Genomic DNA, 12,023 nt, shown 5'->3' on the forward strand with positions numbered 1-12,023 from the left:
AGTATAGCGTATTTAATAGGATGTCACGTTTTTGTTTTATGTATGAAGATTATAAGGATTTCTTATCGTAAAAGGAGGATTAATTTGAAAGGGAAATATGTATTGGTGTTGTTGTTTGTTATGTTACTAGCAGCTTGTGGTCAAGTTGAGCCAAAAAAAGAAACAAAAAAAATAGAAGAGACGGTGAATGAAGTGAAAGAAACAATAGGGGTAACCGTTATACAAAGAAAACATAAAGAGAAAAAGTTGCAAGAATCAGAAGCGAAGTTAGTAATAGACATTTTGGATAAAGCTGAAAAACAAGAAATAACAGGAAGCTTCGGTGAACCTGAATATGAAATACACATTAGTAGAGATGGGAAAAAAGAAACTTATTATGCATGGTTAAGGGGAGAAGATAGACGAGGATGGGTGCAATATAAGAAAGCTATGTATATGTTGAATGAAAAAGATACGGAAAAGCTTTTGGATATATTTCCAAATGTCTCAGAACAAAAAGAAGATGAGATGCAGGTAAGCCCTTTAACGGAAGTAACAAAAAAAGATTTGCAGATTACCGCGTTTCATATTAAAACAGGCGATCAAAACGTGAATTATATGGTACGGTATACGATTTCACAATCACTATACAATAAGTTAGTGAAGGAGAAAGAATATTATTTGCAACTCAATTTTCCAGAAAAAGTTCAAAAATTAATTGGCGCAAAAGAGAGTGAAATGATTTTAGGTGAAAAAGTAAAGGAAGGGTATAAGCAATATGAATTGCATGCTACTGTGCAGGTAAAAAGCGCTTCAGAATCACAATTAAAATCATTAGAAACATATTACGAAAATTATGATTTGAAAATATTAAACAGTGAAAAAGAAAAAATAGGTTTGTTTCAAAATATAATTCAGATTGTTAAAGATTATGGTGAAAAAATGAATTTTCAAAGATAAAGTGAGACTTTAATTAGCCCTTACTGATTGGAATGAATGTAAACTCGTCAAATCTATATGGCCTTTCCTAGGAAATGATAATAGAGAGGGGAAAACACCCCTCTCTATTACTTTGCTTTTGTAGATGGCTCATTCATTGATTTTCGTGTAATAAGAAAAGAAATCATAAGAGCGGAAAGGATGACAAGGGCAATAAATACGTGATTGGGCAACAAATCTAATAATAATACGTAACTAACGGTATAAAAAATAAGAGTTGAAGCTAAAAACGATAGAGCACCTATTATAAGAGATTGTAAATTCATTTGTGTACAACTCCTTTTATTTATATTTTTGGCTTAAAATGGATTATATAAACATTATTTCTAATAATAGAAAAAAATATGTCATAATAGAGAAAAGAACAAGCTTTGATGAATGAATATGATTCATTAATGAGAGATAAAGGAGAGGAATATGAAAAATAATAAAAAAGGATTATGGGGAATTATTGTTGCGATAGGTCTATTTTTACTGTCTAAGTTAAAGTGGGTATTTGCATTTTTTAAATTAGCAAAGTTTTCAACGGTATTTAGTATGTTTCTATCGCTTGGCGCATACGCAGTTCTATATGGTTGGAAATTTGGAGTAGCGCTCATTTATTTGTTGTTTGTTCATGAAATGGGCCATTTATGGGCTGCCAAAAGAAAGGGGATTCCAACATCGCCAGCAATCTTTATTCCATTTATGGGGGCCCTTATTGGAATGAAAGAGATGCCGAAAAATGCGAAAGATGAAGCTTACATTGCCTATATGGGTCCGCTTTTCGGACTTCTGTCATTTTTACCAGCGATACCGCTTTATATAATGACGAAAGAGCCATTTTGGGCGCTTGTTATTTTGCTTGGAAGTATGATTAATTTCTTTAATTTAATTCCCGTTTCGCCGCTAGATGGTGGGAGAATTATTTCAGTTGTCAGTACTAAAATTTGGGGAGCAGGCCTTATTTTATTACTTGGCTATTCAATTTACTTTAAAAGTATTTTGGGAGGATTTATTGTTATTATCGGTTGTATGGAGTTATATAGAGTAATAAAGAGAGATGAGCCGATTAAGGAATTAGGGCATAAAATTGATGGGATGAAAGAATATGTTACTAGGCTTGAAGAGGAATTAAAAGAAACGGGTGCTGTACATCGGACTATATATGTGATGCATCATGAGATGCATGCATTAAGACAAAGAGAACGGGAAAAAGAGTTACAAATAGGTGAACTTCAAAAAATGGAAGTGTTAGAGTATCTTTTACCGAAGTTCGAACCGTTAGATTATGTTCCATATGAAGATGAAAAAGATGAGTATACAATTCACATAAGGGAAGCATTTGAAGCGTCAGAAAGAAAATTAAATGAATGGAAAACAGAAAAGGAACAACAAGAAAACTATTATAAAGTGGATGCGAAAACGAAATGGACAGTATTTGCTTGTTATATCGGATTAATGGCTATACTCGGTTACACAGCTTATGAAGGATATATTGTTTTACAAGATTATTTGCCAACGAGAAATGTATAGAAAAACATTGTCGAAATGATAGGAAGAATTAATACAGGAATTATATTTCTACGAGAGAATGTTACATGTATAGTCATACGTTGTAATATTTTTAGTAGAGAAGGAGTTCTGTATATGAAGAAATTGTTAAATGTATTTGGAATTATTATCGTGATGATCATGGCTAGTTATAGTCTTATGAAAGTGCTGTTACATTATGCGAATAAGCCTGCTGAGGTAAATACAATAGCTCAAATAGAAGATGTGCAAGAAGAGACAAAAGTGCTAGATTTTATTCGAATGACACATGAAAGCTATAATAATTTCTTAAATTACGGTAAAGCAGAGAATTATACAGACGGGGATTGGAATCAATTTAAGCAATGGTTTCAACAACAAGAACAATCTTTAAAAAATATACATACGGAAATAAAGAATGAAAAAATAAAACGCGATGTAAATAGAAGCTATGAAATTGTAAAAAAAGGTGTGGAATTTCAAAATATTGAGTATGTAGTGTATGCCCACCGTGTATATCATGACTTGGATATTATCGTAAATAAATATAGAGGTGAAACGAATATCTGGGGGTATACGGAGTTTGGCGATGGGAAAGATATAAAAGTAATTGAACAAGCTATACAAACAAAATAATAAGCTAGCTAGAATTCTAGTTAGCTTATTTTGTTTTGTAAATGCAATGTTCATATATTATTCACAAAAACACCGTGTTAATAGTGATTAAAATCACAATCTGCATTATAAGATTCAGTTAAACTAAAAACAGTTAAGGAAATAGAGGAGTGGGATACAATGTTAAGTGCAAAAACAATTGAAATCGTAAAGTCAACAGTACCATTATTACAAGAAAAAGGTGTTGAAATTACAACGAGATTCTATCAAATTTTATTTTCGGAACATCCGGAGTTGTTGAATATTTTCAACCATACGAATCAGAAAAAGGGAAGACAACAACAAGCGTTAGCGAATGCTGTTTATGCAGCTGCAACGTACATTGATAATTTAGAAGCAATTATTCCAGTTGTAAAACAAATTGGTCATAAGCATAGAAGTTTAGGGATTAAAGCTGAGCATTATCCGATTGTAGGTACATGTTTACTACGTGCCATTAAAGAGGTCGCAGGTGCACCTGATGAAGTTTTAAATGCATGGGGAGAAGCATATGGTGTCATTGCTGATGCATTCATTAGCATTGAAGCAGAGATGTATGAAGAAGCTGCACATAAAGAAGGTGGATGGAAAGACTTCCGCAAATTTGTGATTGTTAAAAAAGTGAAGGAAAGCGATGTTATTACGTCATTTTATTTGAAACCTGAAGATGGAGGGAAAGTTTCTTCATTCATCCCAGGTCAATATGTAACGGTTCAAATCAATATTGAAGGTGAGACATATACACATAATCGTCAATACAGTTTATCCGACGCTCCTGGGAAAGAATATTATCGTATTAGTGTAAAAAAAGAAAAAAGTGTAGATACACCAGACGGTAAAGTGTCTAATTACTTACATGAACATGTAAAAGAAGGAGATGTTTTACCAGTAAGTGCACCAGCAGGAGATTTCGTGTTAAATATGGATTCAACATTACCAGTTGTACTAATTAGTGGTGGAGTAGGGGTTACACCGATGATGAGTATGTTAAATACGTTAATTGAACAAGATTCAAAACGTAATGTATATTTTGTTCATGCAGCAATAAATAGTAATACACATGCAATGAAAGAACACGTTAAGGCAGTAGAAAATGAATATGAACAAGTTAAAGCATATACTTGTTATTCTGCACCGACTGAAAAAGATTTAGAAATGAAGAACTTTGATAAAGAAGGTTACATTGAAAGTGAGTGGTTAAAAACTATTATTCCGACAACTGAAGCAGAATTTTATTTCTGTGGTCCAGTAGCATTTATGAAGCATATAAATGCTGCACTAACTGATTTAGGTGTGAAACAAGAGCATATTCATTATGAATTTTTCGGCCCAGCAACAAGCTTACAATAAGCAAAAAAACGAGGTATTTATTTTACCTCGTTTTTTATTTGTTCTCGTAATAAACGGTTTACTGTTTCACGGCGTATACCTATCAGTTGGCCAATTTCGGTTTGTGTTAATATTTCATATATAGGAATGTCACCTAAATATAGGGTGAACCATTCTTGTAAACGATGAAGACGTTCTTTCGGAGAGACGGTTGTCAATTGATCAATTCGTTGTTGCATCATTCTTAATTTAGATTGCAATTGCATAGCGATGTTAGCATACGATTCGGGATTTGCTTGAAGTCTCTCGTACCATTCATTACTAGTGATCGGTTCCACTTCTGTTTTTATTAAAGCGATAGCTGTACCGTGATATTCTTTCGGCGAAATTAAAGAATGATGAGGTATCGTTTCACCTGGAACGATAATGTTGAATAAAAATGGTGTTCCGTCTTCTTCTAGCCGAACTACTTTTAATAAGCCTGTTTTTATAAAGTATAAAGGACCGTCCTCGCCTTGACGGAATAGTACATCTCCTTTGTGTAGAATCAATGTTAGCCCCCCATTAATATGTTTCTATTTCTTCTATTTTAGCGTATATGTATATAGACAATATGCTATTTCAACAGCAATTTCATTGACGAAATGTATGCTATTACAGTAGTATACTATTTAGTGTGTAATAGTACTAGCAATGAATACGCTGTAGGGGGTTTAGTATATTGTTAGATGCGATGAGAATGACGGATATGAGAATTCCGGCGAATGCTATCATTCATGTAGAAGAGATGAAAGGTGGAGTCGTTTTATCCGTTGAAGTAGACGGCCAAATTATTTATACGATGGCTTATGATGAAGAAACAGATAGTTATGCTGAATTATATGATCGAAACGATAAGAGGGCGTGCCAAGTACATGAAGACTTCATGGGATGGTCACTTCTTCATTAAAAAAGATGTCAATATGACATCTTTTTTTATTAAATCGATAGAATATACAAAGAAATGAAATATAAGGATAAAATTTGTAATAATTGATTTTGCATTGTTAGCGCTCTGTAACTGCAAGTGAACTATTTTTTCGCTATCATAAAGATAACAGTCGCAGTTATAGGAGTGGTCAACTTGAAGAAAGTACATATTTCAAATTATATGTTATTATGTGTTTGTTTAATTTTATTTGTTCTCCTCGGAGGATTTTTATATTCATGTGTATAAGAAAAACGCATTCTAAAAAGAATACGTTATAAAAGGGAAATAATGATTAATCTAGTTCCAAGAATAATTAACGTAATACGTAATAAATTAATTACGGCATTTCCACTTAGTTTTGTATTAATGTAAGCCCCGATTTTTCCGCCGATCCATGCACCCGGAATCAGGATTAATGCATAAATCCAGCTGACATTTCCAAGGGAGATGTGAGTTGCAGAACTTACAATTGCTGATAGAAATACGATGAACATTGAAGTTGCTACTGCAATATGTGCTGGGAATGCAAAAAGAAGCATCATTGCTGGAACAAGTAAGGCACCGCCACCAATTCCAAATAATCCAGATATAAACCCAACTATAAAGGCGATAAAGATAGCAAGAAACGGTGGGAATTGGTAGTGTACAGTATTTCCATCATTATCTGTAAAAGAACGCTTAATTACAGACGTATTTGAGAGGGAAAGAGGTTTTAATTTGTCTCGAAGCATAAGTAGAATTGAGACGAATATAAGGAAAATCCCAAAGTATAAAGAAAATGTGTCTTGGTTTAAAAATTTATTTGCCCATGATCCAATAATACCACCAGGGCCGCTTCCGATAAATAAAATAAGTCCACTTTTATAATCTACTCGCTTATGCTTCATGTAAGTAAGGGTGGAAGATAGTCCTGTGAAAACGACTGTTACCATAGAAGTCCCTACTGCAAGTTGTGGTGATAAACTGTGTAATCCAATCAATAACGGAACAATAATAATTCCGCCTCCAAGCCCAACTAGGCTGCCGACTGTTCCGGCGATTAGTCCGATGAAAAGTAACATGATGTATTCCAAAATTGCCAACTCCTCTAAATAACTTATCCACCAATTATTATACACGCTTTTTAATGAGAAATAGGCTTGTTCACAAAAAAGTCGTCTTCCTAGAAAAATAAGGAAGACGACTTTTGATTAGAAAACAAAATGTAATAGGTAGTAAAACAGAGCAGCTAAAGAAGCTGAAATAGGAAGTGTAATAACCCATGTAATTAACATACGTTTTGCAGTTCCCCATTTTACCCCTTTCACACGGTGAGAAGCACCAACCCCTAAAATAGAAGAAGAGATAACGTGCGTCGTACTAACCGGTAAGTGAATGAATGTTGCACCGAAAATAACAAGTGATGATGATAAATCGGCAGCTACACCATTTACAGGACGGATTTTCATAATTTGTCCACCGACAGTTTTAATAATTTTCCATCCACCGACAGAAGTACCAAGCCCCATTGCGATAGCACAAGATAATTGTACCCAGAACGGGATATCGCTAGAAGTATGATAGTTATTAGCCATAAGAGCCATCGTAATAATTCCCATTGCTTTTTGTGCATCATTCGTACCGTGTGTGTAGGCTTGTAATGCCGCAGTGAAAATCTGGAATATACGGAAGTTCTTATTCGTTTTCGTTAAGTTAAAGTTTTTAAATACTACTTTAAAAATACTGTATACGATATAACCAATAACGAAAGCGATAATCGGTGAAATGATTAAAGCTTCAATAATTTTAATAAATCCTTTAAGATTTAGCGAGCTAATCCCAGCGGCCGCAATTGCTGCACCTGCGATTGAGCCGATAATTGCATGCGAAGAACTACTTGGAATACCGTAGTACCAAGTAATTAAGTTCCAAGCTATTGCCGCAAGCAAAGCAGCTAAAATTACAAGAGAACCATTTTGTAAGGCGAATGGATCAACGATATCTTTTGTAATCGTTTTTGCTACACCTGTAAATGTCATTGCGCCTAAAAAGTTCATAATAGCCGCCATAATAATGGCATGTCTAGGCTTTAGAGCTTTCGTTGAAACAGCCGTTGCAATAGCGTTTGCTGTATCGTGAAATCCATTGATAAAGTCAAAAGCTAAAGCGCAAATGACTACTAAAACGGTCAGTATCAAGAGTGTATCCATGATCAAACTCCTTACGCGTTCTTCATAATAATTGTTTCTAATACGTTTGCAACGCTTTGACAGCTATCAGCTACTTCTTCAAGCTCTTCGTAAATCTCTTTAAATTGAATAATCTTAATCGGATCTTTTTCACGAGAGAATAAGTTCTTAATCGCATGACGGCGAATATCATCACACTGTGATTCATAATCCTTAATCTTAATCGCATTTGTACGAATGTCGACTAATTTTTTGTTAGACATTAATTCAACAGAGTTTGCAATCTCAATCACACATTGATTAATTGCTTCTACGAATTTAATCATGTATTCATCAGCTTCTGTAATAGAATACATTTCGAACAGACCAGCACTGTGATCTAATCCGTCTAATACATCATCCATACTCATTGCAAGTTGTAGGATGTCCTCACGCTCAATTGGAGTGATAAACGCTTTGTTTAACTCCATAATGATTTCGTGAATAAATGAGTCACCTTTTGACTCATACTCTTTCATGCGCATAGAAAACTCTTTTAAATCGCTAGCATTTTTAATTTTATACTCCACGAAAAACTGCGCGCCTTCTTTTAAATTTTCGGAAACATTCATTAACATTTCGGAAAATTTATCTTTTTTTGATTTAAAGACCATTATTGTTACCCCCACAAAAGTAATATATGTAAAATATATTGGCTAATCAATTCTAACAAAAAACTGTCGTTTTTTAAAACATTTTATCGAAAAGTTTACAAAAACTTAACATAACTCTCGTTGTTCTATTAATAATATTAATATCCAATAGTGAATATCTTACTTGTAGAATGTCCTTTTCTTGCAAAAAGTATGAATGCAAAAGAAAAGCTTTACACTATAGGAATGACTACGTTATTATAATAAATTTAAAAGGCGGTATATTCTTCCTTTTAAAAAGAAGAGTGTAAATAAATGAAGGAAGTGAACGAATGAAATTGAAGAACACTCATTTTAAAAAAATGCTTGAGTGGTTCAATAAGAGGAAGAAACTTCGTAATTCATTAATTGTATTGGGAAGTGTATTCGTTACTCTATTTATTGCTGTAAATATAATAATTTCCATTCAAGACATATCTGAATTAAAACAAGCTGTTCCACAACCGACTTTAATTTATGATGCAAATAATGAGGTTGCAACAAAATTAGCTTCTTCAAAAACAGAAGGCGTTAAAAGAAAAGATATTCCTGATATTATGGTTCAGGCAATTGTTGCAGTAGAAGATAAGGAATTTTTTAACCATCATGGTATTTATTATAGTGGAATTATAAGTGCGGTTTTTAAAAATATTACAGCAGGAGAAGTTGTAGCTGGGGGAAGTACAATTACACAGCAGCTTGCGAAGAATGTATTTCTGACACAAGACCGCACATTTTCGCGTAAAATAAAGGAATATTTTTTAACAAAAAAAATAGAGCGTACGTATACGAAAGATGAAATTATTGAAATGTATATGAACCAAATTTATTTTGGTGAAGGTGCTTGGGGTATAAAAAGGGCGGCTAAATCTTATTTTGATAAAGATGTAAAAAATTTAACAATTTCAGAAGCTGCAACGATTGCGGGCTTAATTAAAGCGCCGTCTGCGTATTCACCTTATAAAAACTTTAACAAGTCAATTGAAAGACGTAATGTTGTATTAAGTTTAATGAAAGAGCAAGGGTATATTTCTGACGAACAGTATAGTAAAGAAAAAGAGAGCGGACTTGTGTTAAAACGAGGCGTTGATGATAAATACAAGGGAAAATACTCTCAATATGTAGACTATATTGTTAGAGAAGCGATGGAAAAGTACGAATTAACACAAAATGAAATTTTAGCGGGTGGTTATCGTATCTATACAGAGCTTGACCCGAAAAAACAACAGGCTGTAGAAGACGTTGTGAATAATGATAGTTATTTCAAAGATAGTGGCTCAGACCAACTTATGCAAACGGGTGTAGTTCTTATGAATCCAAAAACAGGTGGTGTACCAGCTCTAGTTGGAGGCAGAGGGCCGTATCAGTTTTTACAGTTTAACCATGCAACGCAATTAAAAAGACAACCTGGCTCAACGCTAAAGCCTTTGGCTGTATATGTACCAGCGTTAGAACAAGGATATGAAGTATACGATATATTAAAAGATGAACCATTTAACATTAAAGAATATAAACCACAAAATAGCGATCATACTTTTCACGGTGATGTGACAATGTATGAAGCTGTGGCAAAATCGTACAATGTTTCGGCTGTGTGGCTATTAGAACAAATTGGATTAGATAAAGGATTGAAATCTTTAGAGCGATTTGGTATTCCATTAGTACCAGAAGATCGTACGTATCCGATTGCTTTAGGCGGTATGCATGTGGGGACATCTCCATTTGTAATGGCTCAAGCATACAGTACATTTGCAAATGACGGTGTCCAAGTGGAAGCTCATGCAATTAGAGAGATACAAAATGCTGAAGGTGAAACGATTGGAAAGTGGTATAAGAAAGAGACACGAGTGACGAGCGAGAAAATTTCTCAAAAGATGACATATTTATTAAAAGGTGTTGTGGAAAAGGGAACGGGCGAAAAGGCGAAAGTTACTAATGTTGATACAGCAGGTAAGACAGGAACTACTCAAATTGTAAATGGCCCGAGCACCGGTGCAAAGGATTCATGGTTTGTTGGATACACACCAGATTTGGTAGGTGCGATTTGGGTAGGATATGATAAAACAGATAGCGATCATTATGTTCCAGGTGGTAGTCAAATTACGACGACAATGTTCCGGGATATTATGAAAAAAGCGAACGCAAATCCAGCTCAAAAAGCGTTCCAGTTATCGCTCATATCTGAGGCTGATTATAAAAAACAATTGACTACAATAGAAGAGGAAAAACGAAGAAAAGAAGAAGAGAAGAGAAGAAAAGAAGAAGAACAACAACGAAAACAAGAGCAACAAGAGTGGCTTGATAAAGTGAAAGAATGGATTCCTTCATTTTGGTAAAAGAAAGAGGCGAATAAAGAAATTCGCCTCTTTTTTTGTATGAAAACAAAATGAAATTTTAATCGGTAGAGATTTTTGTCTATCTTAATTAGCTATTAATCCATATCCGTTGAGATACATAATATTACTCGTTAAGTATAATATTCGTACTGCCAAAAGATTCGGAATCGTATGTGACGATTATTTTGCCTTTACTAATAGGTTCGTAAGGTAATTCCTCTTCGTAATTACCGTTATTTTCATTGTGGATAGAAAGTGTAATTTCATCGATTTTTTTATTTGTATACTGATCTTTAATCGTTTCAGCAATCTGAAGTAACGCCTCGGAACTAGAAGCTTTTGTAATAAGCATTCCTTTTATAACTTTTTTTTCATTCTTTGTGGCATTGGAATAAGGGATGTTGCTTTGTTTCGTATATAGAAGTTTGTATGGAGTAGTTTTTCTCTCTGCTTTTGATATAGTGGAATATTTTAGAGTTAAAAAACATCCTAAACATAAAATAATGCATACCATAAGTGCAAACCAAATGCGTATTAGTGACATAACTCTCATTTTCATCCCTCTTTCATATCTTTGACTTCACTATTTATCATACAAAATGAGGATTAAGATAGAGTAAATTTGAGGTAAAGAAACGTAAAGAAGGAGCACTTATCCTCCCAAATAAGTGCTCCTTTCTATATAAAGAGAGATTTAATGCACGGTTAAACGATACATATTATTATAAATATAATTTTCAAGCGAAAATTAGTAAATTCGGAATACAGATAGTGTTGCAGTTGTATCGCCCGTGTTAGGAATAGAAATAGTGTTTGCTGTAGGTTGTACAGAAATTGTTGTACCAGCTTGTAAAGTAACGATTGTAGAGAACGATACAGCACTACCGATAACGTTAGTTGAGAAATTACGAGTAGGTGGTTGGCCGTTGAATGAAATACCGAATCCAAACGGTGAAGAGCCTGGGAAAGTTGTAGACGCTGAGAAACTAATATCATATACGCCTGTTTCTAAAATTGTTAAAGTATCTGCAGTGTCATTGAAATTAATGTTATTTATTTCGAAAACTTGATTAAATTGGATATTTGTTCCAGGGGATATTGTTTGAGCATTGGAGTTTCCGATTGCCGCGATCGTTACAGGAATTGGGGTACCCGCTGGTCCAGTAGCACCCGTAGCACCTGCTGGTCCTTGAATACCTTGAGCACCCGTAGCGCCAGTAGCGCCCGCTGGTCCTTGAATACCTTGAGGCCCTTGAGGTCCAGTAGCGCCCGCTGGTCCTTGAATACCTTGAGCACCCGTAGCGCCAGTAGCACCCGCTGGCCCTTGAACACCTTGAGCACCCGTAGCGCCAGTAGCACCCGCTGGCCCTTGAACACCTTGAGCACCCGTAGCGCCAGTAGCACC

At 34.6% G+C, this 12,023-nt stretch carries 13 protein-coding genes; 6 read left to right on the plus strand and 7 right to left on the minus strand.

All coding sequences use genetic code 11. The features are described from left to right. The first annotated feature begins 84 nt into the window (after window positions 1–84). Window positions 85–939 (plus strand): YhfM domain-containing protein, encoded by an 855-nt coding sequence (locus F3I02_RS16830; RefSeq protein ID WP_000677058.1) that lies wholly within the window; start codon window positions 85–87, stop codon window positions 937–939. 107 nt (window positions 940–1,046) lie between these two features. Here F3I02_RS16830 and F3I02_RS16835 read toward each other — a convergent pair whose 3' ends face one another. Then, window positions 1,047–1,244, minus strand: coding sequence for a hypothetical protein (locus F3I02_RS16835; RefSeq protein ID WP_001053357.1), 198 nt, complete (start codon window positions 1,242–1,244; stop codon window positions 1,047–1,049). A gap of 151 nt (window positions 1,245–1,395) precedes the next feature. Here F3I02_RS16835 and F3I02_RS16840 point away from each other — a divergent pair, with 151 nt between their 5' ends. The 3 genes from F3I02_RS16840 to hmpA all read left to right on the plus strand — a co-directional run bounded on the left by F3I02_RS16840 (window position 1,396) and on the right by hmpA (window position 4,494). Further along, the gene (locus tag F3I02_RS16840; RefSeq protein WP_000794471.1) at window positions 1,396–2,493 is read left to right on the plus strand and encodes a site-2 protease family protein; all 1,098 of its coding nucleotides are present in this window, start codon (window positions 1,396–1,398) and stop codon (window positions 2,491–2,493) included. 114 nt (window positions 2,494–2,607) lie between these two features. After that, window positions 2,608–3,126, plus strand: coding sequence for a hypothetical protein (locus F3I02_RS16845; RefSeq protein WP_000735212.1), 519 nt, complete (start codon window positions 2,608–2,610; stop codon window positions 3,124–3,126). 159 nt (window positions 3,127–3,285) lie between these two features. Continuing rightward, window positions 3,286–4,494: an NO-inducible flavohemoprotein gene (gene hmpA, locus F3I02_RS16850; RefSeq protein WP_000947332.1), complete on the plus strand. Its 1,209-nt coding sequence runs from the start codon at window positions 3,286–3,288 to the stop codon at window positions 4,492–4,494. A gap of 17 nt (window positions 4,495–4,511) precedes the next feature. Here the strand turns inward: hmpA and F3I02_RS16855 are convergent, their stop codons facing one another. Further along, on the minus strand, window positions 4,512–5,024 hold the full coding sequence (locus tag F3I02_RS16855) for a Crp/Fnr family transcriptional regulator (RefSeq protein WP_000600582.1): 513 nt from the start codon (window positions 5,022–5,024) through the stop codon (window positions 4,512–4,514). 170 nt (window positions 5,025–5,194) lie between these two features. Between F3I02_RS16855 and F3I02_RS16860 the strand changes: the two genes are divergently transcribed. Next, window positions 5,195–5,422 carry a hypothetical protein gene (locus F3I02_RS16860; RefSeq protein ID WP_000883009.1) on the plus strand — a complete coding sequence of 76 codons (228 nt, stop codon included), beginning with the start codon at window positions 5,195–5,197 and terminating at the stop codon, window positions 5,420–5,422. 293 nt (window positions 5,423–5,715) lie between these two features. Here F3I02_RS16860 and F3I02_RS16865 read toward each other — a convergent pair whose 3' ends face one another. From F3I02_RS16865 to F3I02_RS16875, 3 genes are all read right to left on the minus strand, one after another. Then, the gene (locus F3I02_RS16865) at window positions 5,716–6,516 is read right to left on the minus strand and encodes a sulfite exporter TauE/SafE family protein (protein ID WP_000455762.1); all 801 of its coding nucleotides are present in this window, start codon (window positions 6,514–6,516) and stop codon (window positions 5,716–5,718) included. A 117-nt stretch (window positions 6,517–6,633) separates the two neighbouring features. Continuing rightward, window positions 6,634–7,632 (minus strand): inorganic phosphate transporter, encoded by a 999-nt coding sequence (locus F3I02_RS16870; protein WP_000380272.1) that lies wholly within the window; start codon window positions 7,630–7,632, stop codon window positions 6,634–6,636. An 11-nt stretch (window positions 7,633–7,643) separates the two neighbouring features. Next, a complete protein-coding gene (locus tag F3I02_RS16875) occupies window positions 7,644–8,264 on the minus strand; it encodes a DUF47 domain-containing protein (protein ID WP_196478198.1) in 621 nt (206 codons plus the stop codon). A gap of 311 nt (window positions 8,265–8,575) precedes the next feature. Between F3I02_RS16875 and F3I02_RS16880 the strand changes: the two genes are divergently transcribed. Further along, window positions 8,576–10,618: a transglycosylase domain-containing protein gene (locus F3I02_RS16880; protein ID WP_000769237.1), complete on the plus strand. Its 2,043-nt coding sequence runs from the start codon at window positions 8,576–8,578 to the stop codon at window positions 10,616–10,618. Window positions 10,619–10,742: 124 nt separating this feature from the next. Here the strand turns inward: F3I02_RS16880 and F3I02_RS16885 are convergent, their stop codons facing one another. Next, a complete protein-coding gene (locus tag F3I02_RS16885; RefSeq protein WP_001265550.1) occupies window positions 10,743–11,171 on the minus strand; it encodes a hypothetical protein in 429 nt (142 codons plus the stop codon). Between the two features lie 195 nt (window positions 11,172–11,366). Further along, on the minus strand, window positions 11,367–12,023 hold a 657-nt coding region (locus F3I02_RS16890; protein WP_196478199.1), incomplete at its 5' end, for a Gly-Xaa-Xaa repeat protein.

The sequence above is a fragment of the Bacillus sp. SRB3LM genome, assembly GCF_015712745.1.
GTDB lineage: Bacteria > Bacillota > Bacilli > Bacillales > Bacillaceae_G > Bacillus_A > Bacillus_A thuringiensis_K.

What these genes read in the sequence shown, in the direction of transcription:
- F3I02_RS16835 (WP_001053357.1), bottom strand. Translation starts at nt 1,244, where the DNA reads ATGAATTTACAATCTCTTATAATAGGTGCTCTATCGTTTTTAGCTTCA.
- F3I02_RS16840 (WP_000794471.1), top strand. Translation starts at nt 1,396, where the DNA reads ATGAAAAATAATAAAAAAGGATTATGGGGAATTATTGTTGCGATAGGT.
- F3I02_RS16845 (WP_000735212.1), top strand. Translation starts at nt 2,608, where the DNA reads ATGAAGAAATTGTTAAATGTATTTGGAATTATTATCGTGATGATCATG.
- hmpA (WP_000947332.1), top strand. Translation starts at nt 3,286, where the DNA reads ATGTTAAGTGCAAAAACAATTGAAATCGTAAAGTCAACAGTACCATTA.
- F3I02_RS16870 (WP_000380272.1), bottom strand. Translation starts at nt 7,632, where the DNA reads ATGGATACACTCTTGATACTGACCGTTTTAGTAGTCATTTGCGCTTTA.
- F3I02_RS16875 (WP_196478198.1), bottom strand. Translation starts at nt 8,264, where the DNA reads ATGGTCTTTAAATCAAAAAAAGATAAATTTTCCGAAATGTTAATGAAT.
- F3I02_RS16880 (WP_000769237.1), top strand. Translation starts at nt 8,576, where the DNA reads ATGAAATTGAAGAACACTCATTTTAAAAAAATGCTTGAGTGGTTCAAT.
- F3I02_RS16885 (WP_001265550.1), bottom strand. Translation starts at nt 11,171, where the DNA reads ATGAGAGTTATGTCACTAATACGCATTTGGTTTGCACTTATGGTATGC.